Origin of the sequence: Neobacillus soli NBRC 102451, from assembly GCF_001591665.1 — a bacterium.
Taxonomy (GTDB): Bacteria; Bacillota; Bacilli; order Bacillales; family Cytobacillaceae; genus Neobacillus; species Neobacillus soli.
Map to the genome: position 1 here is coordinate 50,616 of NZ_BCVI01000060.1, position 24,336 is coordinate 74,951.

Here is a 24,336-nt window from a genome sequence, read left to right on the forward strand (position 1 = left end):
AGAAAAACCCTTACGCAGTAGTTGTGACGGCCCTTCCTACTTCTACGAGGTGAAAGAACCATCACGACCTTATTAAGCTTTTATTTCAGCGCTGGTAGGATGGTCGTGTTGACTAGAGGCAAGGTTTGGCTTAAAAATGTATAACCGTAAGATAGGATAAAGGACAATACTTATAACAGTAGAAGTTACAAATGGCATTGGGATGAAACTCATTGTTAAAGCCGCTATAGAGGCGAGGATTAGTGTAAGTACCCCAGCGACATTCAGTGTATCGCATACATGGACACCAACCTCTTTATGTGTAATTTTCTTTACCCAATAGTGATCGATGATAACGATGGTAGCTAAGCAAGTAGTTAATACGCCTAACATATTTAACCATTTTGCTACTAAACCCAAAATATTCATTGCAATCATAATTAAAGCAATAATATTACAAAGAACAACGGATAAGGCGCGGTTTCCTTTCCATCCAAAGGCAGAAAAAACATTCGTCATTGCTAAGGAACCACTATACGTATTTAATACTTGTGCTTTCCCATTGGCAAGGAATAAGACGATAAATCCGATGACCCCTGCCATGATAATGAAAAACGATGCCATATCATTTAAAGCAACTGCCGAAGCCGCTTGATGTGTTAAGCCTCTGGTTGCTACATAATGATTGACTACCTTTTCCATCCCAATATATGCAATGGTACCGCCAGCAATAACCATACCAATATTCATTACTAACATTCCAGTAAGATTGGCCAAAAATACATCTTTGCCTGTACGTGCATATCGACAAGAATCTGCCGCTGTTAGTGCTAAAGCTCCGCTAGAACCGATTAAAATATTAAAAGCAGCCACAAAATCCATAATGCCCTGGGATGGTCCAAACTGACGGCCAAAGGACATACTTTCTCCTAAACTGATTCCACTGAACCCCATCGTATGAATGATCATGTATAGTAAGACTATCGTAAGAGCTAATAATGTAACTCCCGCTACCCTATATACTAGTTTTATGCCAAATAAGGCTAAGGAGATCCAAGCTAAAGTAAAAATCCCGTAGATGACAACAGCATTTAACGCGGTTGGCTTCATTTTAAAGAAAAACAGTACTCCATTATAGAGTAAAGCATTTTCCAAAGCTAAAAAGCCAAGAACCATAAAACCAAAAACAATTGAAGATACTACTGAACCTTTCACTCCAAATCCATAGTATCGAGTAATGACTGTACTAGAAAGACCTTCCTTTCGAGAAATATCACCAAGAAGGAACCCGATAGCTGTTCCAATTAAAATCGTAACAATACCTGCAAGTAATCCTACTTTCATCCCAGCAGAAAAAGTCGCTAATGCCCCAAACATCATAATGGCAATCGTGGAACAAACCCCCATTGTGTTATTGGATAATTGCAGCCAAGATTTACGTTCATTGTCAGGAATACTTTCTAAGGCATGGTCATCCATCTTTTGTTTCAAATTAACCATAAAACCCATTTTTACCCCTCCATTTTCATAATCAATAAATTTTGACGTTCGCTAATTTTTATCACTCTCCTCGAAAGTTGATAGAGTTCAACCCTTCGTTCATGATTGTAAATGCAAATCCAACAGTTCATTGTAAACTGATTAACATAATGATTTATTTTTTGAAAATTTTATATTTTCCGAAATATAGGGATAAATAAAAAAACCATAACTGTAGCCACTCCCTAAAGAATGGGTTACTACAGGCATGGTTTAAATTCGGCAAAAAAGGTAGTTTGCCTCTAACACGACTCTTTAGCTAAATTTCAATATACCCCAGCTCTTTTGAAATAGTTTGTGCGGTGCTTTTCAAACTGCGGATAATCATATCACGATTGCTGCCCTGCATATAGGACGGGGGACCGACTAAATTAACCGCTGCGATAATTTCGCCTGAATAGGAGAAGATCGGTGCTGCCACTCCATACATGTCATCCGAATTTTCACTATTGCTGATCGAATAGCCTTTTTTACGGATTTCCGATAGCTCCTTTTTCAATTGGTTAATATCCGTTATCGTATTTGGCCCCTCATGTGACAAGCCCCTGTTTATCGTCTCCTGTAAATAAACAGAATTGTAAGCCAACAGGACTTTTCCAGAGCTTGTCGCATAAGCCGGCTTCCTAGACCCTATATAGGTTTGAATCGGTGTAGATTCCTCTGAAGACACCCTTAATACAAAAACTACCGTACCTTTGTCAAACATGGCAATATGGACAGTTCCTTTAAATCTAAGAATCAATTCTTTTACTAAAGGCATTGCCTTTTCATAGACATCCTGCTGAAACATCACATGATTATTCCATTCAAGGACTCTCCAGCCAAGTCGATATTTTTTCTTTTGATCTTTCATCAATACACCTTCATCACACAATGTCCTGACGAGATGGTGTGCTGTACTAACATGTAGCCCTAATTTTTCAGCGATTGTGCCAATCCCTAATACAGGTTCTTTATTAGAAAAACAGCTGATAATTTGGCATGCCTTTTTTACGGACTCAATCATAGTAGATTCGCCCTTTCAAAATAAATCTTATAATAATAGCAATACTAACAAAATAGTTAGAATTATATTAAATTTATTATAAGAAACTCCCTTTTCATAAGCAAGGGAACCTTTATGTATAGAAATCAATTAATTTTCAAAATTGACTAAAAATAGGTTGACTTTACCTATTGTGTTTAATTTATAATAGAAGTATCAATATTTAAGAACGACATTCGGTATTGTCGAACAAGGGAATGTTTTTCTATTCCTCTTCATGATTTGGGGTGAAAAAATGCCAGTTGTTCAAATTACACTCGTGCAAGGCCGGGATAATGAAGTGATTGAAACTTGTATTAAAAATGTGGCCCGAACGGTTTCGGAAAGTTTAAATGCACCCATCGAATCTGTTCGTGTGATCGTAAATGAGGTTCCGGCAAATCGTTTTGCTGTCGGGACCAAACTAAAAAGCGAAAGATAAAAAGGAGAGAGTTCAAGTGACTGTTCAATCTAGTAAAAAAACGGAAGAATTTGCTCTTCTTCTCCGCAAGGCGGAGCAAAAAAGAGAAGGAATATCCCCCCTGTCAGCTGACAATCCTGATTTAACCATTGATGAAGCGTATCAAATCCAGCTGATCAACATTCAGGAAAAGCTGAATCAAGGGCAAGTCATTACTGGGAAAAAAATCGGTCTTACCTCAAAGGCCATGCAGGATTTGCTTGGGGTAAACCAGCCTGATTACGGTCACCTTCTAAACGGCATGGAATTTGAAAATGATTCCGTTATTCCAGCAAATATCCTTTGTCAGCCTAAAATCGAGGCAGAAATTGCCTTTAAGCTGAAAAAGGATTTAACAGGGCCTAATATCACGTCTTTGGATGTGCTCTTGGCAACAGAATATATTGTTCCTGCTTTTGAAATTGTCGATAGTCGCGTCCAAGACTGGAAGATTACCATTGAGGACACCGTTGCCGATAATGCCTCTTCCGGCTTATATGTCGTTGGAGAACAAAAATTTGTAGTTTCAGAGGTAGATCTCGCCCAATTAGGGATGGGCTTATATAAAAACGGTAAATTGGTAAACACCGGTGTCGGTGCAGCAGCCCTTGGACATCCTGCCAATTGTGTTGCATGGCTTGCTACAAAATTAGCAGAATATGATATTCCATTAAAGGCTGGGGAAATCATCCTTTCTGGTGCCTTATCCGCAGCAATCTCCATTAACCATGGAGACCAATTCACAGCTCGATTCGCAGGGTTAGGAGAGGTATCAGTTAGCTTTAGTTAAGACGTGTTTGGATCATAAAAACTATTAATGAGGTGAAAACGGTGGAAGCAACAAAAATACATTCCCTTGCTGAATTTCTTCATCAAGCAGAACTGGATAAAAGAGAAGTAACTAGAATTACCGCAGAAAATCCTGAGCTGACGGTAGAGGATGCATATAAAATCCAAGATGAAATCATCAAAATCAAACTGGAAGCAGGCCATAGCATTTTTGGCCCAAAAATGGGTCTGACAAGTGAAGCAAAAATGACCCAAATGAACGTTACAGAGCCGATCTTCGGGTATGTGTTTAATTATATGAAAGTTCAAAACGGCGGCAGCATCTCTGTCAGCCAATTGATTCATCCGAAAGTAGAGGCGGAGCTGGCCTTTGTATTAAAGAAAGACTTAGAAGGAGAAAATTTATCGGTTGAAGACGTCTTAGATGCAACCGAGTACATTTTCCCTGCCTTAGAAATCATCGACAGCCGTTATGAAAACTTTAAGTTCACTCTTCCCGACGTAATTGCTGACAATACGTCCGCATCTAGAGTTGTTCTCGGGGACAGCTTACGTAAACCTGAGGATTTCCAATCCGATTTAGTCGGTGCAACCATTTTCATTAACGGCGAAGCGAAAGCCTTCGGAACCAGTTGTGCTATTTTAGGGCACCCTGCACTGTCTATCTCTATGCTGGCAGCTATGCTCAGCCGGAAAGGAAAATCACTGAAAGCCGGTGAAATTATCCTAGCAGGTTCCCTTACCGAAGCTGTCCGTTTTAACGCAGGCGACTACATTTCCGTCAAATTTGACGGAATGAACGATGTTAGCTTCCATGTGGTAGAATAGTTTCTTCTTATAGACGGTATAACTAGTTAAGCTTTTCAAACTGGCTATACTGTCTTTATTTTATTTGCGCAGGACTTACTGAGGTTTTGCGCAAATAAAATACAGATTAAAAAAGGCACAGCCAGCTGAAATTTGCTGGCTGTGCCATTTAATACTCGGAGAGGCAGTCTCCTGAACAATTAGGTCCAACCAAGAAGTGGAAGTGCCTGCTCTTGTTTTCCCTGTAAAATAAGTTCTCTAATTCTGGTGGAAGAAATCCTTTCTCCATCCATACTGCGAACAGGATGAATGGTCGGGACTGCAAAATGCTGTTTTAATAATGTAACATCTCCCGTCCGTTTATGGCCGAAGCGAAAATCATCACCAACAAAAATTCTTACAGGATTCAATAACGATAACTCTTCTATAAAGTCGTCGGCTGTTCGCTGCATATATTGTTGATTGAAATTGGCAAGAACGATATGATTTACCCCTAAATCTTTCATCAGTTGAACCTTCTTTTCAGGCGTTGTCAATACTTGCGCCCCTTGAAAAAAAGAACGAGGGGAGCGATCAAATGTATAAACAACACTCGGCACCCCTTCTAAATGGCTGTATTTTATCATCTCACGGAGCACAGCCTGATGTCCGCGATGCACACCATCGAAGGCACCAATAGCAACAACTGATCCAAGTAATTGGAGACTGTCAGTTTGATGGACTTTCAATGGATTACCTCTCTTCATGGTGTTTTTTACACATTTTGCACCTTGGTCTTATATTCCTCGGACATAAGCAGAGATTCTTCTAATGCCCGTTCCACAAGCGGATAGGATGGATTGTTTCTCTTATGCACATTATAGAACATTCCCATTTTACGGACAGGGTCGCCGGAATAATAACGTTCATATTGTAATAACCTTTGACCAAATGCCTCTCCGCATAAATCCCATGCCAATTTGAATAAACGGACTCGTTTTTCCGAAGAGACCCCTGAACGGCCGACATAATATTTCTCCATGTCCTCCATGATTTCCGGATTGACAAAATCCGCACCGCTTGGTGACATCAACAGGCCGCCTGCACCGATTGTCTGTAATATTTCAATGGCCCTTGGGTACATTTTGGGAAGTAATCCTCTAATTGTCTCCAGCGGCACAATATTTGGCAAAGCTTCTCCTTGGTCTGTCAGCGTATATTCATACTCGGCAATTCGCGCCAACGCCCGGATGGTCTCTACACTCTGAATCAGTTCAGATAATTGATTTTGTACATTCAAGAATCCATCTACACCGATGGCATCTGCTACTGAACAGGCCACATCTGTTACAAAGGAAAGCTTGCACAAACCTCTGACGGCAGACTGATGGGCAGGCTGAAGGTTGGCACCTGTTTTAGGATAAAGTAAATTTCCAGCTTCTACATTTTGATTAATAAATACTCGTTCCCATGGTACCAGGACATCATGAAATACTAAAATCGCATCCATTTCCTCAAAACGTGAGGCTAATGGATGATCCCAAGTAGAACGTTTTCCATCTTGCATCTCTTCCCGGCAATAAATTCTCAATCCAGGAGTGTCAAGTGGAAGGGCAAACGAAATCGCATACTTGTCATCGCCCGGCTTAAATCCTGGATATGAATAAACGATTACTTCATCTGTAATAGGTGCAAGAGTTGCTAACATTTTAGCACCGCGTACAATTAATCCCTCTTCCGTTTCTTTTACTACCCCAAGGTGAGAAAACTCATCATTTTGCTCAAATGAAGCTTTACTGCGGTCATTCTGCGGGTTTACGATAGCATGAGTCAAGAACAAGTCATTATCTCTAATATAGCGGTAATAGTTAATGATATTATCGCCATACCGTTCTCCATACTGACGGAAAAACCAATCATTTGTTGCCATGGATGTCACAACAATACTAAGGAAATCCGGTGTTCTGCCCATCAAACCAAAAGTAGATTCAGCCCATATTTCAAATAGCTGCCGGCGCGCTTTAAGATTTTCTCCATTTCTTGGAATAAGATATCCATTGTTCACCCGTTCGCCAGTTTCTTCACATATATGTGTAATTTTTTCTTGGTATTCAGGGTCATGCTGTAAATCAAACAACTTAGCAATCTCTTTAATTGGCTGTTTGAATACTGGATGGTTTACCACATCTGTGATTTTTTCACCGCGAAGCCAGACCTCTGGTGTACGTGATTTTAAAGCGTTAATATATTGTTCTCCTGTTCTAATCCCCATTCGTTATTACCTCCAAATTCCATAAAATTCGCCTAAATATATCCCTTTTCGAAGTATTTGCGTTTTAATAATCCCTTAGACAATTCGATTAGTTTCTTCTGTCACGGGGCTGTTAGTAAGCGCAATCATAAGACCTAAAAATAATGATAACGTTTACAAATTTGTAATCTTTAAGTCCTTCAATCCTCCAATCTTTACTATTTGTTTATCACTATACTTAAAAAAACAATATATTTCGATCACAGGATTTAAAATAGTGAAATTTTTATGAAAATTTAGGGGGTTTTTTTAAAAAATTTATACATAAATGGAATTATCTTTTTGCATATTTCTTATTGGCACTTTTTAACTCAATGTAGCCCAATTCTCGGGAAATGGCTTTAGCAGTACTAACAACACTTTGAATAATGTGTTGGCGATGAAGCCCCTTCATATAGCTTATTGGACCAACTAAATTTACCGAAGCAATCGTTTCCCCTGAATAGGAGAAAACTGGAACAGCTATGGCATAAGTGCACGTATCATTTTCATTATCGCTTATCGCGTAACCTTGTTCCCGGACAGACTTCAGTTCCCTTTCAAGCAGCTTGACATCGGTAATGGTATTCGGACCTTGTCTTATTAATCCTTTTTCAACTGTTTTTTGAAGATAAGCGTTATTATAAGCAAGTAATGCTTTGCCTGCACTTGTACAATAGGCAGGCCTTCTTGCACCGAGATACGTAGGAACAGAATCTAAATCTTTTGAAGTGATTCTTAAGACATGGACTACATCACCTTGATCAAACATGGAGATATGTGCTGTCCCTTTAAATATCATTATTAATTCCTTTACTAACGGCATGGCTTTATCATAAAAATCTTGCTGAAACATGACATTATTATTCCATTCAAGTACCTTCCAGCTTAGTCTGTACTTTTTGTCTACATCTTTCATTAAAACCCCCTCCTTACAAAGGGTTGTGATAAGATGATGCGTTGTACTAGTGCTTAATCCCAGTTTTTCTGCAATCTCCGTATTTCCTAACACAGGTTCTTCCTGCGTAAAACAACTTAATATTTGACACGCTCTACTTACTGAAGTAATCAAATTAACTCACTCTCCTTAATTCAAACCTTCTTTAAAATAAATAAGAGAAATTCAATGTTTCTGAAAATTCAAAATATGTACATAATTTTAATTATAAAATAGACTAACTCTTATCACAAATATTAAATAGTAGAAGCTTACATTTTTCCTTAACAAAAGAATTAATGAAATTTCATAATGTTGGATGTAGCGATTTAAAATTAAAAATATTCCGTTTATGATAGTAGAAATGCAATCCATTTCAAAAGAACAGGAGAATGAATACATGCAAAGAGAAACGAATCAAGATTTATTTAAACAAATTATGGGAGACTACCCGACTGGAGTAACAATCGTTACAACGATAAAAGAGGATGGAACACCAGTAGGGCTGACAGTAAATTCATTTGCTTCTGTTTCGCTTGATCCACTATTGGTTCTATGGTCTATCGATCACAGATCTTCTTTACTTGAAGATTTTAAAGAAAGTGGGAAATTTGCTGTTCATGTATTGGCAGAAGAACAGGTAGAACCTTGTAAAACTTTTGCTACTAAACATCATGACCGTTTTAGTACTTGCAATTGGAAGTTTTCGAGCAATGGATTGCCAATTATTGATAGTGTTCTTGGTGTATTTGAATGTAAAACATTTAAAGCCATTGAAGCAGGCGATCATACAGTATTCATTGGAGAAGTGACAGCCCTTCAAATCAATAAAGAGAAAGATCCAATGCTGTATCACCGTAGAACTTTCGGCCCTATTCCCAAAGAGTTTTATCGTCCAAAACAGTCTGTGTAGTGGATGTTTATTTAAGAACGCCCACATACATGCATATATAATAAAAGAAAATGAATACTCCCCATTTTTTATTATAGAAAAAAGCCAACTACTTACATATAGGTCGTTGGCTTCTCTTTTCTTCTATTTATTACCGTACCGCTTCGGCCTTTACTTTAGCAATTTCTGCAGCTACATCAACAATCATATCTTCCTGACCGCCGACTACCTTGCGGTTGCCTAGTTCTACTAAAATATCCCGTGAATCAATACCGAATTTAGCTGCTGCCCGTTTCGCATGAAGCGCAAAGCTTGAATAGACACCTGCATACCCAAGAACAAGACCATCCCTAGTAATCTCCTGTGGTGTTTCTAAAATCGGAGCAACAATTTCTTCGGCTACATCCATCATTTTATAAACATCGATTCCTGTTTGAATTCCCATCCGATCCAGCACAGCAGTAAGTACTTCCGTTTGCGTATTACCTGCTCCGGCACCTAAACAGCGGACACTTCCATCGATGCGTGTTGCTCCTTCTTCAATAGCAACTAATGAATTCGCCATTGCAAGAGACAAGTTATTATGGCCGTGAAAGCCAATATTAATTCCTAAACTTTGTTTCAAGGCACGAATCCGCTCGCGGACCTGATTAGGAAGTAATGCTCCTGCGGAATCCACGACATACACCGTATCAGCACCATAGCTTTCCATTAATTGGGCTTGTTCTACAAGCTTATCAACCGGTGCCATATGGGACATCATCAAAAATCCGACTGTTTCCATTCCTAGTTCTTTTGCCGCTGCGATATGTTGTGGAGCAACATCTGCTTCTGTCACATGGGTGGCAATCCGTGCCATTTTGGCGCCTAAGTTGGCAGCTTCTTTTAATTCCTTAACCGTACCAATACCTGGTATTAAAAGAACAGCAATTTTAGCCTTGTCAGCAACCGAAACAGCTGCTTCGATTAATTCCATTTCATTAGTTCTAGAAAGACCATATTGTAAGGAGGAGCCTGATAAGCCATCGCCATGTGCAACCTCGATATAAGGAACTCCTGCATCATTTAATCCTTTTGCTACTTTTAGTACTTGCTCAACAGTAAATTGGTGGGCAATTGCATGACTACCATCACGTAATGCTACTTCTGTGATATAAATATCCCGGGCGTTTGTCATTTGGTAAGACTCCTTTCTATTTAACTAGCTGATAAGTTAATTGATTTTTCGCAAATTCTTCGGCTACCTTAACTCCTGCTGCTGTCATAATATCAAGGTTTCCAGAGTATTTAGGCAAGTAGTCTCCAGCCCCTTCGACTTGGATAAAGATGGTCACTTTATTTCCATCGAATATAGGCTCTGTACGCAGTCTGTATCCAGACACATAGGATTGAACCGCTTTTTCCATTTCTTTAATGGATTGCGTAATTTTTGCTTCATCCATCGTTCCCTCTTCTACAAGGGCATAGACGGTATCCCGCATCAAAATTGGTGGTTCTGCCGGGTTCAAGATGATGATGGCTTTCCCTTTTTTCGCGCCGCCAACTTCTACAATTCCTCTTGAAGTGGTTTCCGTAAATTCATCGATATTCGCACGTGTTCCTGGGCCTGCACTTTTGCTTGAAATGGTCGCGACTATTTCAGCATATTCCACAGGGCTGACACGATTTATCGCATGAACCATCGGAATGGTTGCCTGACCACCGCAGGTAATCAAGTTAATATTTGCTTCTTCGATATTCGATCCCATATTAACGGATGGAACAACAAATGGCCCGCGGGCCGCCGGCGTCATATCGATGGCTTTAATTCCAGCCTCTTTTAACATTTTGGCATGGCGGACATGAGCTTTTGCTGAGGTAGCATCAAACACGATATCCGCTAAGTCTGAATGGTTTTCCAGAAATCCTTGCAGACCTGTATCGATTGTTAAATACCCTAATTCTCTTGCACGTCGCAAACCATCCGACTCTGAATCAATCCCAATTACAGCGGTAAGCTCTAATACATCAGAGCGTCCAAGCTTTATCATGAGATCGGTTCCAATATTTCCTGAACCTAAAATAGCAACTTTTACTTTTGACAAAATTTTCTCCTCCTTTATATGCAATCTATTTTTTTGTATCCAAGCCTACACATGTGATGGTTTGGTTTTGTAACCCATGGTCTGTGAAATACTTGCAGCTGCTAGTTGAATTTGCTTACTGACTTCAGAAAGTCTCAGGTTATCCATTCTTACTTTAGGAGCTGCACAGCTAATCGCCGCTATCACCTGACCATGATGATCAAATACCGGTGCAGCTACACACTTGAGTCCTAATTCAATTTCTTCATCATCAATGGAATAGCCCTGTTCTCGAATAAGAAGTAAATGTTTTTTCAACTTTTCTTTATCGGTTATCGTGTACTCTGTATATGATTCCAAATCAGAGTTTGAGAGAAGCCTTTCTATTTCTTCTTCCTCTTGAAAAGCTAGAATCGCCTTTCCTACCCCGGTACAATGAATCGGAGCACGCTTTCCAACTTGAGAGTAAATTCTTAATGCCCGTGGACCATCTAACTTTTCAATGTAAATGACTTCCCCCCGTTCAAAGACAACTAGGTGAACGGTTTCCTTTAGTTCATCTACAAGTTCCTTAATAATCGGGCGGGCAATTTTTCCAAGATCAAATTGATGACTAACCCTGTTTCCAAGTTCAAATAGCTTCAGGCCAAGCCTATATTTCAAATCATCCTTGTTTTGCTGCAAATATCCTCGATATTCAAGGGTCTTGATAAGACCGTGTACGGTACTTTTGGACAATCCTAGTTTAACGCTTATGTCCTTTACACTTAGTTCCTGATCGAAGTCCAAAAATAATTCGAGGATGTCTGCTGCTCGTTCTATAGATTGGATTAGGCGTTCAGCCATTTTTTCCCCCTCCATTCGTCATTGCCGAATATCATTCGTAAATATTTAAGTATGATTTAATAGTATATTATGAAGCAAACATTCGTCAATAAAATTCTGAATTTTCATCCCCATTGCAAAAAGAAACACTTGGATTGCGTCTTTTTATACAAGAGTAAAATTAGTATAGAGGGAATATTGGTTATTTTGGAAAAAGTTAGGGGGAAGAAGGAGATTGTGCAAATGAAGCTAGCGGGCAGCCGGGTTTTTCTTAAACCACTTGAAAGTGCTGATGCAGAAAAAACCTTACTTTTAGAAGTCAGAAATCGCTCGTTTTTTGAGGAGTATTCTATCGATCGCAAGGAATCTTATTATACATTGAAAGGACAACTAGAGCGGATTAAAACGAACCAGGAAAAAATAAACAATGATCAGGCGTATTCATTTGGAATTTTTCTCAATGAAAATGAAGAGTTAATTGGAAGTATTGGATTGTTTAAGGTGGAGCGTGGTCCGGCGCAGAGTTGTATCGTTGGCTATGTCCTTGACAAAGCGCATAATGGAAAAGGATATATGACAGAGACAATCGAGTTACTCGTTGAGTATGCTTTTACTGAGCTAAAGCTGCATAGAATAGAAGCTGGTGTTAAGCCAGATAACTTGGGGTCCATCAGGGTTCTGGAAAAGTCGGGCTTTCGTCAAGAGGGGGTTGCTCGGAAAAATATCATGATAAATGGGAAATGGGTAGACCATCAGATCCTTGCGATAATAAATGAGAATATGTAATTGAAAAAAAATCTAATTTTTTTCGAAACCATTACCGATGAAAAGCCCAGTGAATAGATCATTCACTGAGCTTTTTTATGGAAGGCTGTGTTAAAAGTGAATGTTGATTTCCGTTATAGGCACGAGCAGTTCGCGGGGCGGGACAGGGTTCCTGTCCCCTATGCCCGCTTCTGATAGGGGTCTTCTCGATAGTCTGCTTTTCGTTTATAGATAACTTTTCCTGACTCTTCTTTTCCGTGAATGGAGGTAATAACCGCTCTTACACCTGCAACAGTTTCTCCAAGTTTATACGATTTTTGGTCTACTTTTGATACTGCTGCTCTGCTCATGAAGAGGCACCTCCAAAGATAGTGTTAATCGTGCTTAAAAGATTGTAATTATCGAGAAAAATATCGTCAATCTCTGCTTGGCTTAATAGCCTTCTTCCCGTTAATTCAACCGTCAGAACCAATTGATTACCTATAGGGTAACATAATACATACGTATTATCAAAGGCACTACTTTTTTGAAAAACCAGTTCGTTACTCTGTAAAAAACAATCAACGACAATAATTCTATCTGTTTTTCGCCTATTTTCATTAACATTAAACGGGTAAAATTTCCCTATACCATCATTTCCCGCTATTTGTTTTAGACCATCAATTCCCTCCGCTTGCCATACCCCTATTCCTTCAACGTAATAGGATGATGGCGCAAGATAAGCGTTCCGAACAGCTTCTTGTAGATATTCAAACTGTTTCGCTGGGTCTGCTAAAAGTCGTTTTGACAAGGTTCGAAGGATGCGAATTAAGGCATAGTCTTTTTCCCTGTTTGCTTGAGCTTCCGCTAAGAGTTTAGCTGGATTTTGAAAGACGCCCAACTCGCGAATTTTTCTTTTGATCGCCCTGCAAGCGACATTAACAGCAGCATCGTGATTTTGATCAGCACGCATTTCGTACCTTAATACCGTAAGGCCGTCCAGATCGGAAGGTAAACGAAACCCTTTTGCATCCTCACTTTCCGGTGTGGTATGTGGAATAATATAAAACACTCGTCCTCTTCTTAATCTACCCCAGAATAACCCCATTTCAAACAAAGTATTGTCCCTTGTCGTAAATGTAATCGTACCTCGTATATTTACAACATCATCCGGTGAAAATACAAATACAGCAAAATCATTTTCATCTAATTGTCGTTCAAGGCTTTCCATATTATATTCGAGCGGCCGAAATGCACCCGAGGTCCAAGGAGTAACCTCAGCAACATGAGTAAGTGCTTCATGAATGGCATCAACATAGTCAGCGGATTCTCTGGCAGAGCCAATAAATAATCTCGGTTTGATACTGGTCATTTCTCCTCCATAAAATAGTAGTTTACATATATTTCATCTAATTATATCAGCCTTTTTTGTTATATTTAACCATCGGAATCAATATTTACAAACAAGCGCCATTGTAATTACGATAATAACAATTATTGGTAAGTAAAATAGGCTTAATGTAGTAGAAAGACAAATACGGATCCATGAGCCTGTTTCGGACACAAATGGTTTCACATTCATTGAAAAATCGATCATCTCTCCCTCGCCTTTTTTTCGAACGTGATCATAAAGGTTTCTGAACAGCTTTTCCTGCCAAAGAAAATAACCATCCAAAAGCCAAAAGAAAATACTAGGTATGAAGGCAATGGAAATCATTTTCCATTCCATATCTTGAGTATTCGCAAAAACAAAAAGCCCAGCAACAAGCGTAACGGCCCACCCCTTTAATAAAAAGGAATTTTGCCCCATCCGATTAATGACCCCCTGAATAAATTCAAGGTGTTTTAACTTATTCTCATTCATAATATACCCCCAAACGCTCTTTATTATAATATTCAAGCAAAAATGAGAAAATTCCTGCGGCGGGACATGGAGTCAGGAAGATTGTCCCGTATAATTGCGGATATCTAGTACCAGGCAAGGTTCCAGTCCCCTATAAATAAACAAAAGGCGATGCCTTATTAAAGCTTCGCCCCCAATTGTTGAAAAAGCCGCCTATTATGCTGACCGCTCTAAGTAAAGCCCCCTTTAGTAATTACAACCTTCATAATGAAATATGCGAGATTGTTATTTCTTTAACCGTGACATTCGAGGACGCTTTTTAAGTGTAGAAATAAGATGCTGCCCATGCCAAACAGCTGTGAAGTAAAATTTATCATTTGGAAATGTTTCATTAAATAAAACATCTGAAATTTCTTTTTCCTCATTCCAAATGCGAAGTGATGACTCTAATAATAACAAATTTTGTATCCATATTTTCATACCTTCTTTTGCTAACGAACCAGATTTTTTCCACTCCTCCATAATTTTGAACAGGACCTCTATATCGGCGTTCACTAGTTTCAATGTTTTAAAAAGAAAATCTTCCTCAATTATTTGTTGTTTACTTTTTTTTAACAAAGGGTTAAATTTTACGCTTAATTGAGCTTGGTTAATCTTTTTTTCAATTTGGAATATTTTATTACGTAATTGATTAAATTCTTCATGGAAATAATTTTTTTGAGGTGCCCCTACTTCCAACCATGTTCCCAAAGATTTCAGCATATTCGCTAATTGATTAGGTAGTTCCTCAACTTCTGCAATTGCACCTTTTGTAAAATTAGAAGGATAAATACATATATGTAGTAGCAAAGCTACCACTACTCCAATAATTGAATCTCGAATTCGGTCCATCCCATATCCAGGGAGTTTATGTTCAAATTCAAGAACAAGCAAAACGCTTAGCGCAATTTGATGAAGACTTGTTGCATTTACCCCTAAAATAAGTGGAACTAAAAGACTGACCATCATTATCATTGCGATTGACCATCCGTTTTCATGCAAAGTAGGTGCAAGAAGGGAAACTGTTACTCCCCCAATTATCGTACCTACTATTCTTGCTAGCCCAAATCTTATGGACCTAATAAGAGTTGCTTGTAAACACAGAATAAGTGAGATGGGGGCTAAATACGGGTAATTTGAACCAAATAAAACAGCTAATTCCCACGAAATGGAGGAACCAATGACCATTTTGAGACTCAAACTTATTTTATGTTGGATTGATAGTTTTTTGTTATTCACATAGCTTCCTCCTGATAAAACCCTTAGTAACAATAAAGTCGTTTAAATATAAGTTTGGTTCTCCCACCATCGCGCCCTTTACTTAAATAAGAAATAGTTCACAAGAGACCTATTTATGCGAAAAAAAGCATTTAAAACATTAAATCAATGTGAGAAGTTTTTCCTTTCTTCGAAGGAAGAATTTCGAAAGATTCTGAAATTATTTGCGTTGAACGGTAGAGCAATTCAGATACAGTTACACACTTATATCCATTCTTGTCTAAAAAGTCCAAAATGTTTTCTAATGCTTTAACAGTAGAACAGGCTTGAGTATATTCACTACCGTGCCAATCGTGAAATAAAATGATATTACCTGGCTTTATTCCTTTTTTTATATCACTACAAATTTTACTTGCTGGCGGATTTGCCCAATCACGAGAATCTTGATACCATGACCATAATACGACCGTTTTACCATTTTTTAAAGCTGTATTAATAATTTCATCATTATAAAAACCTCCTACAGGGCGATAGAGAGACGGTTTTAAACCAGTGAATTTCGTAATAATTTTATCTGTTTCTTCCAATTCGGATGATAGTTTTGCGGCGGTTATTCTCCCATAAATATGATGGTAAGTATGATTAGCAATTTCATGTCCTTCTTTCACTTCTCTTTTTAAAAGATCTGGAAATCTTGCTACTTTATTTCCAGCTACAAAAAAGGTAGCTTTAGCATTATGTTTTGCCAATAAATCCAGTATTTGTGAAGTGAAAATAGGATGAGGTCCATCATCGAAAGTAAGGGCAACTAACTTTTCCTTTGAGTTCACTTCCCAAATAACACGCCCTGTTTTTTCATATGTTTCTCGACTGTTAGTGGAGGCGTTCGTTTTTACTTGAAAGGAGAATAAAGGAATCAATAGAATAATGGTAATGAACGAAATTTTCTTCATTATAAGCCCCTCCTTTAGGATGAACTTATTTTTCGAAGTTTTTAATAAAAATATTTATCGTAAACAGGTTAGGGAATATTTGGAAGATTTAGTTTCACAGTATGAACCTTTTAGGAAACTGATTTATAAGCTTATTAACAAAAGGCTTCCATATTCCCTAATCGCAGGAGGTGGAGCGTGATCCGGCGCAGAGTTGTGTCGTTGGCTATGTCCTTGACAAAGCGCATAATGGAAAAGGATATATGACAGAGACAATCGGGTTAATCGTTGATTATGCTTTTACTGAGCTAAAGCTGCATAGATTAGAAGCTGGTGTTAAGCCAGATAACTTGGGGTCCATCAGGTCCTGGAAAAATCGGGCTTTCTTCAAGAGGGCATTGCTCGGAAAAATATCATGATAAATGGGAAATGGGAAGACCATCAGATCCTTGCGATAATAAATGAGAATATGTAATCGAAAAAAATTCCAAAGTTTTATTCGAAATCATTACGGATGAAAAGCTCGGTGAATAGATAATTCACTGAGTCTTTTTTATGGAAACCACATACTATCTTCTTTGGCATTCAATTAAACTAACTCTATTTAGCAATTACTTGTTCCACTAAACTCCCCGTTTGCTGTACTATCAGGGGTGATTGCTGAGGGACTTAAGCCGATTTCGACTTATTTTTACTCACTGGTTTGATGAAGGACAAATCGAGGCCTTTCTATTAGGGATTAGTCCTTCATAGGCTTGATGAAGGACTAATCGTAGGCTTTCTAGTAGAGATTAGTCCTTCATAGAATGATGGAGGACTCTCCGTCGCAATATCCTCCAAATATGCAGCTAAAGAACGCCGTTAGTTACATAATAAAAAGCCGCAAATCCTTGAGCTATCTATTTGGAAATAAGATACTTTTCTTTGAAGATTGGACTAAGTTCACTCCAAACATCAAATTTATTACCATCTAAATCATAAAATACGAAATTTCTTCCAAAATGTCCTCTGTCTTCAATCTCTCCAACTCTAATTTCATTTTGCTTAAAGTTTCTATGTATTGCTTCTAATGCATTTAATCCATTAACTTCGAATGTCAACGAAAAACGCTCATTACCGTAAATATCAAAGAAATTAGAACTTTGATTTTCAGTAGACTTCACAAGAAAAACGCTTTGATTGGCAAAGTTTAAAATAGCTTTATCTTGATCTTTATAGCTTAATTCTGCTCCTAATTTATTTACATACCAATCAGAAGAAAGGTCAACATTAGTCACTGGTATATATGTTGTTCCAATCCTTAATAATTGCTCACCCATTTTTTAGTCTCCTTCCACAATACATAAAAAAAACGCGTTCCTAAATAAACACGCCCGAATGCTGAAGATCAAAGGCTGGTAATAACAATCCCAGTAGCTCATCACTCGATTTCTGAAACACATTAACTATGCAAATCGCACACCCAGCATCCCTGTGACCAACCCAACAATCGTGCCAAGCATACACACCGTAAGCCAAACTTTCCTGCTCCGTGCTCCCTTCAAAAAACACCATCCTGCAATGGCAAGTAAAATGCCTTCAATCAAAAACCACGGTTCGAAAATGACCATATCCCACACCACGTACATATCATCGTGGATATCAAATGCCCTATTTTCCAAGCCAATCACACCTGCGATTTGCAAGCCACGATAGATAATGCCAAAAATGCCATGAGCAGTGGCAATCGAACACCCTAACACAGATATGGCAAGCAACAATAAGCTCAGAATTTTACTTTTGCCTAAATAAATGAAACCAAGACCTACAAGTCCCGCAACAATAAAGATTGGTAACGAGATCCAATTAATTAGTTCAAACTTGGAAGATGCAGCCACGCCGGGTTTTAGCAGGGACAGCCCCACTCTTCCGCCTAAAGCCCAATATAGGTGTGGCAGCATATAGGCAATGGACCATACAAAAACAGCGCTCCCAGCCCAAACGGTTGATTTTGATTGCGGTGGTTTCGACGACAGATTCGAATTCACTTACGATCACCTCGACAGTGCCCTTGGATCCTTTGTATAAGACTTGTACATAAGGATGTTAATCCTTATTCAGGTTTTGCGCCCTGCAATTGGATAACTATGAAGGTCCTATTATTAATTAATTCACCAAAGCAAAATATTTCTTCGTTCGCTCAACGAATTGAAGGCCAAGACCCTTGCATTTTTCTTAATTGAATAATTTGCCCTGTATGATAAGCATCATGAAGCATGATGTCCAGTAATTTCCTCTCAAGTGAATTTTGATCAAGCTTTTCATCGGAAATTGCACTCAATACTTGTCTTAAATTGCGTTGAGCGTTTTCGGCACCTTCAACGACTTTTTTCCATTCCTTATCGTCATTAGATTGATCGGTGAAATTGAAGGTTTCATCCCCGTCGAGATTATGTGTCCATTCACGGCCATCCAGGTTGGCAGCAAGTCTCTCTTTGTAATAAATGAGATGATTAACGTTCTCCCAAATGGTCTTAGTTGCCACTCCAGATGGTTTCCAGCTAGCCTGTCCGGCTGTAAGTCCTTCTATAGCATTTTTAAACGGTGCATACCAACTCTCTTTATCGAAAGTTGAATCTAGGACGTATAAAAGCAAATCCATTCGTTTCAAAGTCCTCTCCTCCTTGAATAGTTAGAGTCCCGTGAAAATTACAACAATACCTATATATATGATTCTACATTTTAATAGAATATCCTGTTAGGGGCAGCCAGATATTTCTGGTGGGACATTTTCTAAGTTTATTAGAAGATATATTTTGTTTCATAGGGACGTTTTTATATAATAAGGTTTGAATTAGTTGCTAAAGGGAGAAAACAAAATGACTATGGTTTGGAGGCTTTAACATGAAGGTTATTGGACTTATTGGTGGAATGAGTTGGGAATCATCAGTTGAGTATTATCGGATTATTAACGAAGAAGTGAAAAGAAGATTAGGAGCGTTACATTCTGGAAGATGCCTTTTATACAGCGTTGACTTTGAAGAAATTGAGCGTTTTCAGTCAGAGGGTGACTGGACAAAGGCTGGTGAAACATTGGGTGACGTTGCACAATCTTTGGAAAAAGGGGGCGCAGATTTTATTGTTATTTGTACCAATACCATGCACAAAGTTATAGATGATATACAGGAAAAAATCAACATACCTATTATACATATTGCCGATGCAACAGCTAATAAAATTAAAGAACAAGGAATTAATTCCGTAGGATTACTTGGCACAAGGTATACTATGGAGCAAGACTTTTACAAATCACGTTTAGAATCTAATGGTATAACGGTTATCGTACCAAATGCTAATGAAAGAGAAACTGTAAACAAGATTATTTATGAAGAGTTATGTTTAGGTAAGGTTCAACAAACCTCAAGGGATTATTATAAAAAGGTTATCCAAGGTTTGATCGAAACTGGAGCTGAAGGAATTATATTAGGCTGTACAGAAATTGGATTATTGATAAAACCGGAGGATTCCGATGTACCTCTGTTTGATACAACTTATATACATGCTCTTGAAGCAGTAAATATGTCCTTAAAGAAGTAGTTATTTCTACAGCTCTATCGCAATTCTTGATCTTACACAATCGGGCGCTTTCCCAGAAAAAGGATAAGCGCTTATTTTCCATTTTTAGGGCCAGATTGTTGAGGAAGGCTCCATTCAACACAGTATGGTGAACCCCATAGAATCAAAGAACTGCTAAACCTTGCGACCCAAAGTAAGAAAAGTTAGTCCAAGCAGCAACTTGTAAACTTACTAAACTACCATCATCTTGGATAGTACCATACTCACACTAGCACGAAAATATTTGTCCATTATCTGTCTCATTTGACTCTCCTCCTTTCATCATTTTATATGGTTCTTTTGCCTTTTTAATTCCCCAAAATGGATGAAAAATGAATGAACAAACAGAAGTGGACTACAAAAAGACGCGTTGCTTGATAAACGCGCCCTTTTGTATAACAAGAAAGATGAATTTAATATTCACCTTTAATGACAAAATACGAGCCTCGAATGGTTCCAGCGAGTTTAGACTTCTGCCTGGCAAACTTGAACTTTCCTTCTAACTCTTTTGGTACCTCCATGCCCTCAGAAAGCTTAAAACCAACGGCCCGCTTTGGCTTAGGGTCATCAACCGTATACATGACGTTGATCGATAGACCATCCTCATAAAAAACGTAGGCAATTTTGATATTTTCCACTTGAAAACGCGACGTTTCTAACGGTTTGGCCGCAAACTCAATATCACGTTCTTCTTTCAGAATTCGGTTCACATAATCAAGGGTCTCGCTGGACTCACTAGCTGGTACAACCGTAAATTCATGCTTGTATTTGTTCATAAAGTAACGGGCTTCATTCGCACGTAAACCAGCAAGCGCTTCTGCTACAGGTGAAGACTCTAAACCAACCGTAGACACATTTTTAAAATCAACGATATAGGACATTTCCATCCTCCTTTATCTCTTTATTTCCTAACAACAGGAATCCACATTTCACCAAAAACTAAGCCGTTTCGCTGCCCCATCTCAACTGTTGCATTCGGCCCGCCAACATAGGCGTAATCCTTTACTTCTGGCAAGACTTGACCAAAGGCAATGCCAGTAAGAGTATTACTCAACTCTTCAGCCGTCTTCGCTTCTCCTTTAACAACTATGTAATCCCCCTTCGGAAATTGGATGACTCTGGTGGCTTCTGGTAATGATTCCTCTGTCATGACGCCAGCATAATGCATCATCTTGTTATTCACCGCTTCGTTCACGGCAAAAACGTAGTCATTTGTAGCTAGTTTCTTTAAAGTGTCAAGCCTTCCATCTTGGCTGACTGCACACCAAAAGTCTGATTTTTCCTTGATGATGCCAGCAAAGTCTGTGTAATTGCTCGTAAGCTCCGTTCCAATACCTAAAACAGTGAAGCTGTTTTTTTCTTCTAGAGTATAACCTGCCATAATTCAAAACCATCCTTTTTTAAAAATATTAATCAAATGATTTGTCTTTCCACTTGATAAGTTTATAATAACCTTAAATCATGTCAAAAAATGATACTGTTTAGGAGAACCCGATGAAAAAAGTAGAACGGATTAATATTATCATGCGGTATATCAACAACCGCGCCCACTTTACCATTTCTGAAATCATGCGGGAATTTAACATCTCTCGTTCGACAGCTATTCGAGATATCAGAGAAATTGAGGCCATGGGGATGCCACTTGTCGCTGAAGTTGGAAGGGACGGGGGTTATTTTGTCATGAACAACTCTGTCCTGCCCACTGTTCGCTTTACCGATAATGAAATTAAAGCTCTTTTTATTGCCTTTATGGCCACAAGAAATCAACAACTCCCTTATCTAGAGAGTCGTCAGTCCTTAGCTGAAAAATTACTTGGCCTCATCTCAGAAAACCAGCAAGAGTCCCTTGTTCTTTTAAATCAAATCTTGCTTTTTGAAGGGACCAACCCCAATAATCCCGACCTGCTTGATCTGTCAGACCTGCCCCATCCGATGTTAGAAAAACTCATCCAAATCCTTCTTGTGGATCGCTATTTATTGATTACCATCAAAGAAGAGAAGGTAATCAAGTCTTATCCCATTTATCTCTTGCACCTTTATCGTGAAAAAAGCCATTGGCTGATTGAAGGCTTTGATTTAAAGGATGAAAAGAAGCAGATTGTTCCTGTCGACGATCTTACCGATGTCAAACCCTACCCAACGAAAAAAAGATTAACTAAGAAAAAAATTTTAGAAAAACTAAGTAAGCAGGAAGAAGCAATCAACCTTGTCCTTGAACTTGGTCCAAAAGCGATTGCCCAGTTCAAAAAATACCATCCTTTAAAAGTATCCATTTCCTATACGAATCCTTACCAAACCACAGCCATTCTAAAGACTTTTATCCATGTTAATCATTCAGAAGAATTGACCGAAATAACAAATTGGCTACTTTTCCTAGGCGGGGATATCAAGGTCAGGGAAGTGCCAGAAGAAGTCTTAGAAGGTTTACAAGAGAGATTATCCCTATTCTGCCCATAAGCAGTACCAGTTAAAACCCAATCACCTCTGCTATTTCCATTGGTGCTGCAGCCCGTTTAATAGGTACAGATGAAGCCATACGCTCAAGACGATTATCGTTTGGAGCAAATTTCTCGTGAAAAGGCGTTTCTACCATTCCTGGTGCCACTCCATTCACGATAATTCCATATTCAATTAGCTCTCTGGACATACCAATGTCATTGTATTTACTGCTCCTTTAGTCGATGCATAGTGAATACTTTCTCCTGCACCTCCAATTCGAGCTGCCGCCGAAGATACATTGATGATTTTGCCATTCTTCTTTGGAATCATATGTTTTAATACGGCTTGAGAGCATAAAAGAACACTATTTACATTTAATCTAAAGGTTTCTTCCCACAGTTCTTCACTCATATCCATAAAGCTGCTTTGACGGATTCCACCACCAGCATTATTAACCAAAACATCAATCGTGCCAAATGAAGAAAGAGCTTGTTCAACCATTGAGTTCACTTCTTCTTTTTTCATTACATCAGCTTGAATAGCCATAGCGTCTCCGACTTTTTCTCTAATCAGTTGGACAGCCTCCATAGCCCCCCTCTCATTTGAATGAAAATTAATAATAACTTTTGCTCCTCTAGATGCCACTAAATGGGCTGTGGCAAGCCCAATCCCTGAACTTGCTCCAGTAATGAGAATCACTTTGCCTGTTAAGTCCTGCACAGCTTTCCTCCTTATAAATTAGGTTGTAATAGTAATTCTACAATTTAAGTCCTAATCCTTTTGAAGAAGATTTTTATATATTAAAATGAAGTCCTAGTTAGGTTATTAGCTAGCTTAACCAGTTTTCCTTGTTGAACTAAACTCCCCTATAGTCCAAGTACATTTCTTCACAATCTACATACGGGTACCGGCAGGAAACCGCATCTATCATAACTTCGATATGGGAAATATTAGCACATCAATGGTTCTCACATCATTTACATGCATTCAATGTTAATATTGGTTTAATAAAATTTGACCATTTTGATGTCTTATTAAATTAATCACCGCTACTTCTAAAAGGACACTTCATTATTTATTGGTTCGATATAGATGGCAGCTCTCCCCTTTTTATTAGCTGTGATGACCTTGACTCATAACTCTCCGGCCCTTTATTTACTGATGACTAAGAATATTGATAAGCTTTCCGAATGGATCCCTTACATAAAATCTCCGAACCCCCCAAGGCTCTTCAGCTGGTCCATACTCTATTGGAATCCCGGCTTCTTTCATGAGATTAAGTGCATCGTCGAGATCGTCAACTTCAATTGATAAATCAGGCGTAGACGTCTGGGAGCCTCCCCGTGTGGCGAAGCTGATTTGAATATTCATTTTCTCGTTCGAGCCGTAGGTTGCAATCCATCCCTGGTTCATCAATTGATCGAGTCCGAGTAGATCTTTGTAAAAGCACGTTGCTTTAGTAATATCCTGCGTTTCAACATTGGCAACAATACGTTTGACCTTCATTTTTAACTCACTCCTAGATCTTTGAGCTATTTGACGTTACTATTAATTTCTACAATTACTACAAATAAACCTTGTTAAGCTAACTGTATTCGTTAACAATCTATCTTAATTTATTATAAATACTATAAAAATTAATTTAGTTAAATAGTCTTTAAAGAAACAAAAAAATGGATGACTTTACATTTAATACTGTAAAGTCATCCATTTTTGATGGTTAAGATAAATTCGGATTTACAACGTTAAGGAAATTCCAAATAAAAAGCCCCACTTCTCTGCAAATTAAAATAGAAAAAATTGACTTTTCCATTACTTCATTAATGCACCCGATTGTTGAAAATCAGAACTACAAAATCGTTATTAGAATAGATTATTCCTTATTAAACTAACGCCCCCCGTTACTTTAAGTGTAATCCTTCACAAAGTTGAGATGTAACGGG

At 38.4% G+C, this 24,336-nt stretch carries 28 protein-coding genes and 1 pseudogene; 8 read left to right on the top strand and 21 right to left on the bottom strand.

What is annotated here, in order from left to right; genetic code table 11:
• Positions 1-72 precede the first annotated feature (72 nt).
• Positions 73-1,488, bottom strand: coding sequence for a purine-cytosine permease family protein (locus BSO02S_RS20765; protein ID WP_066072136.1), 1,416 nt, complete (start codon positions 1,486-1,488; stop codon positions 73-75).
• A gap of 289 nt (positions 1,489-1,777) precedes the next feature.
• On the bottom strand, positions 1,778-2,524 hold the full coding sequence (locus BSO02S_RS20770) for an IclR family transcriptional regulator (protein ID WP_066072137.1): 747 nt from the start codon (positions 2,522-2,524) through the stop codon (positions 1,778-1,780).
• 274 nt (positions 2,525-2,798) lie between these two features.
• On the opposite strand from BSO02S_RS20770, the gene BSO02S_RS20775 reads away from it, so the two are divergent.
• From BSO02S_RS20775 to BSO02S_RS20785, 3 genes are read left to right on the top strand one after another with little or no spacing between them, the layout of a single operon-like run.
• Positions 2,799-2,984: a tautomerase family protein gene (locus BSO02S_RS20775; RefSeq protein WP_066072140.1), complete on the top strand. Its 186-nt coding sequence runs from the start codon at positions 2,799-2,801 to the stop codon at positions 2,982-2,984.
• Positions 2,985-3,000: 16 nt separating this feature from the next.
• Positions 3,001-3,792 carry a 2-keto-4-pentenoate hydratase gene (locus BSO02S_RS20780; RefSeq protein ID WP_066072143.1) on the top strand — a complete coding sequence of 264 codons (792 nt, stop codon included), beginning with the start codon at positions 3,001-3,003 and terminating at the stop codon, positions 3,790-3,792.
• Between the two features lie 41 nt (positions 3,793-3,833).
• Complete coding sequence (locus tag BSO02S_RS20785) at positions 3,834-4,619, top strand: 2-keto-4-pentenoate hydratase (RefSeq protein WP_066072146.1); 786 nt, start codon at positions 3,834-3,836, stop codon at positions 4,617-4,619.
• A 179-nt stretch (positions 4,620-4,798) separates the two neighbouring features.
• Here BSO02S_RS20785 and BSO02S_RS20790 read toward each other — a convergent pair whose 3' ends face one another.
• The 3 genes from BSO02S_RS20790 to BSO02S_RS20800 all read right to left on the bottom strand — a co-directional run bounded on the left by BSO02S_RS20790 (position 4,799) and on the right by BSO02S_RS20800 (position 7,939).
• The gene (locus tag BSO02S_RS20790) at positions 4,799-5,326 is read right to left on the bottom strand and encodes an FAD synthetase family protein (RefSeq protein ID WP_066072149.1); all 528 of its coding nucleotides are present in this window, start codon (positions 5,324-5,326) and stop codon (positions 4,799-4,801) included.
• A gap of 26 nt (positions 5,327-5,352) precedes the next feature.
• On the bottom strand, positions 5,353-6,849 hold the full coding sequence (locus BSO02S_RS20795) for a 4-hydroxyphenylacetate 3-hydroxylase family protein (RefSeq protein WP_066072152.1): 1,497 nt from the start codon (positions 6,847-6,849) through the stop codon (positions 5,353-5,355).
• A gap of 313 nt (positions 6,850-7,162) precedes the next feature.
• Positions 7,163-7,939 carry an IclR family transcriptional regulator gene (locus tag BSO02S_RS20800; RefSeq protein ID WP_066072155.1) on the bottom strand — a complete coding sequence of 259 codons (777 nt, stop codon included), beginning with the start codon at positions 7,937-7,939 and terminating at the stop codon, positions 7,163-7,165.
• Positions 7,940-8,204: 265 nt separating this feature from the next.
• Here BSO02S_RS20800 and BSO02S_RS20805 point away from each other — a divergent pair, with 265 nt between their 5' ends.
• Positions 8,205-8,717, top strand: coding sequence for a flavin reductase family protein (locus BSO02S_RS20805; protein ID WP_066072158.1), 513 nt, complete (start codon positions 8,205-8,207; stop codon positions 8,715-8,717).
• A gap of 130 nt (positions 8,718-8,847) precedes the next feature.
• On the opposite strand, the gene dmpG is transcribed toward BSO02S_RS20805, so the two are convergent.
• The 3 genes from dmpG to BSO02S_RS20820 are packed head-to-tail and all read right to left on the bottom strand — an operon-like array spanning position 8,848 to position 11,605.
• Complete coding sequence (gene dmpG, locus BSO02S_RS20810; protein ID WP_066072161.1) at positions 8,848-9,873, bottom strand: 4-hydroxy-2-oxovalerate aldolase; 1,026 nt, start codon at positions 9,871-9,873, stop codon at positions 8,848-8,850.
• A gap of 16 nt (positions 9,874-9,889) precedes the next feature.
• On the bottom strand, positions 9,890-10,780 hold the full coding sequence (locus BSO02S_RS20815; protein ID WP_066072164.1) for an acetaldehyde dehydrogenase (acetylating): 891 nt from the start codon (positions 10,778-10,780) through the stop codon (positions 9,890-9,892).
• A gap of 45 nt (positions 10,781-10,825) precedes the next feature.
• The gene (locus BSO02S_RS20820) at positions 10,826-11,605 is read right to left on the bottom strand and encodes an IclR family transcriptional regulator (RefSeq protein WP_066072167.1); all 780 of its coding nucleotides are present in this window, start codon (positions 11,603-11,605) and stop codon (positions 10,826-10,828) included.
• Between the two features lie 222 nt (positions 11,606-11,827).
• Between BSO02S_RS20820 and BSO02S_RS20825 the strand changes: the two genes are divergently transcribed.
• Positions 11,828-12,370, top strand: a complete 543-nt coding sequence (locus BSO02S_RS20825; protein ID WP_066072170.1) for a GNAT family N-acetyltransferase — start codon at positions 11,828-11,830, stop codon at positions 12,368-12,370.
• Positions 12,371-12,528: 158 nt separating this feature from the next.
• Here the strand turns inward: BSO02S_RS20825 and BSO02S_RS27290 are convergent, their stop codons facing one another.
• The 5 genes from BSO02S_RS27290 to BSO02S_RS20845 form a co-directional block, all read right to left on the bottom strand.
• Positions 12,529-12,699: a hypothetical protein gene (locus BSO02S_RS27290; RefSeq protein ID WP_157081491.1), complete on the bottom strand. Its 171-nt coding sequence runs from the start codon at positions 12,697-12,699 to the stop codon at positions 12,529-12,531.
• Entirely contained in the window at positions 12,696-13,700 is a 1,005-nt protein-coding gene (locus BSO02S_RS20830; protein WP_066072173.1) for a nucleotide-binding protein, read from the bottom strand. The genes BSO02S_RS27290 and BSO02S_RS20830 overlap by 4 nt, the downstream gene beginning before the upstream one ends.
• A gap of 78 nt (positions 13,701-13,778) precedes the next feature.
• Positions 13,779-14,192, bottom strand: a complete 414-nt coding sequence (locus tag BSO02S_RS20835) for a hypothetical protein (RefSeq protein ID WP_066072176.1) — start codon at positions 14,190-14,192, stop codon at positions 13,779-13,781.
• Positions 14,193-14,456: 264 nt separating this feature from the next.
• Positions 14,457-15,449, bottom strand: coding sequence for an FUSC family protein (locus BSO02S_RS20840; RefSeq protein WP_066072179.1), 993 nt, complete (start codon positions 15,447-15,449; stop codon positions 14,457-14,459).
• Positions 15,450-15,580: 131 nt separating this feature from the next.
• Complete coding sequence (locus BSO02S_RS20845) at positions 15,581-16,381, bottom strand: polysaccharide deacetylase family protein (RefSeq protein WP_066072182.1); 801 nt, start codon at positions 16,379-16,381, stop codon at positions 15,581-15,583.
• Between the two features lie 203 nt (positions 16,382-16,584).
• On the opposite strand from BSO02S_RS20845, the pseudogene BSO02S_RS26600 reads away from it, so the two are divergent.
• Positions 16,585-16,835: pseudogene (locus BSO02S_RS26600) on the top strand (GNAT family N-acetyltransferase); the annotation flags it as partial.
• Between the two features lie 424 nt (positions 16,836-17,259).
• Here BSO02S_RS26600 and BSO02S_RS20855 read toward each other — a convergent pair.
• From BSO02S_RS20855 to BSO02S_RS20865, 3 genes are all read right to left on the bottom strand, one after another.
• Entirely contained in the window at positions 17,260-17,679 is a 420-nt protein-coding gene (locus BSO02S_RS20855) for a VOC family protein (protein WP_066072188.1), read from the bottom strand.
• 126 nt (positions 17,680-17,805) lie between these two features.
• Positions 17,806-18,387 carry a DUF3995 domain-containing protein gene (locus BSO02S_RS20860; protein ID WP_235846977.1) on the bottom strand — a complete coding sequence of 194 codons (582 nt, stop codon included), beginning with the start codon at positions 18,385-18,387 and terminating at the stop codon, positions 17,806-17,808.
• Positions 18,388-18,539: 152 nt separating this feature from the next.
• Entirely contained in the window at positions 18,540-19,010 is a 471-nt protein-coding gene (locus BSO02S_RS20865) for a DinB family protein (protein ID WP_066072191.1), read from the bottom strand.
• A gap of 233 nt (positions 19,011-19,243) precedes the next feature.
• Here BSO02S_RS20865 and BSO02S_RS20870 point away from each other — a divergent pair, with 233 nt between their 5' ends.
• Positions 19,244-19,936 carry an aspartate/glutamate racemase family protein gene (locus BSO02S_RS20870; RefSeq protein WP_066072194.1) on the top strand — a complete coding sequence of 231 codons (693 nt, stop codon included), beginning with the start codon at positions 19,244-19,246 and terminating at the stop codon, positions 19,934-19,936.
• Between the two features lie 431 nt (positions 19,937-20,367).
• Here BSO02S_RS20870 and BSO02S_RS20875 read toward each other — a convergent pair whose 3' ends face one another.
• Positions 20,368-20,835: a DUF8821 family protein gene (locus tag BSO02S_RS20875; RefSeq protein WP_066072197.1), complete on the bottom strand. Its 468-nt coding sequence runs from the start codon at positions 20,833-20,835 to the stop codon at positions 20,368-20,370.
• A gap of 20 nt (positions 20,836-20,855) precedes the next feature.
• Positions 20,856-21,335: a GyrI-like domain-containing protein gene (locus BSO02S_RS20880; RefSeq protein WP_066072200.1), complete on the bottom strand. Its 480-nt coding sequence runs from the start codon at positions 21,333-21,335 to the stop codon at positions 20,856-20,858.
• Positions 21,336-21,448: 113 nt separating this feature from the next.
• Here BSO02S_RS20880 and BSO02S_RS20885 point away from each other — a divergent pair, with 113 nt between their 5' ends.
• A complete protein-coding gene (locus tag BSO02S_RS20885) occupies positions 21,449-22,411 on the top strand; it encodes a helix-turn-helix transcriptional regulator (protein WP_066072203.1) in 963 nt (320 codons plus the stop codon).
• Between the two features lie 10 nt (positions 22,412-22,421).
• Here BSO02S_RS20885 and BSO02S_RS28330 read toward each other — a convergent pair whose 3' ends face one another.
• From BSO02S_RS28330 to BSO02S_RS20895, 3 genes are all read right to left on the bottom strand, one after another.
• A complete protein-coding gene (locus BSO02S_RS28330) occupies positions 22,422-22,601 on the bottom strand; it encodes an SDR family oxidoreductase (protein WP_268876019.1) in 180 nt (59 codons plus the stop codon).
• Positions 22,586-23,113: an SDR family NAD(P)-dependent oxidoreductase gene (locus BSO02S_RS20890; protein ID WP_268876020.1), complete on the bottom strand. Its 528-nt coding sequence runs from the start codon at positions 23,111-23,113 to the stop codon at positions 22,586-22,588. Before BSO02S_RS20890 ends, BSO02S_RS28330 begins: the two co-directional genes overlap by 16 nt.
• A gap of 435 nt (positions 23,114-23,548) precedes the next feature.
• Positions 23,549-23,899 carry a VOC family protein gene (locus BSO02S_RS20895; protein WP_066072206.1) on the bottom strand — a complete coding sequence of 117 codons (351 nt, stop codon included), beginning with the start codon at positions 23,897-23,899 and terminating at the stop codon, positions 23,549-23,551.
• Positions 23,900-24,336: the final 437 nt, after the last annotated feature.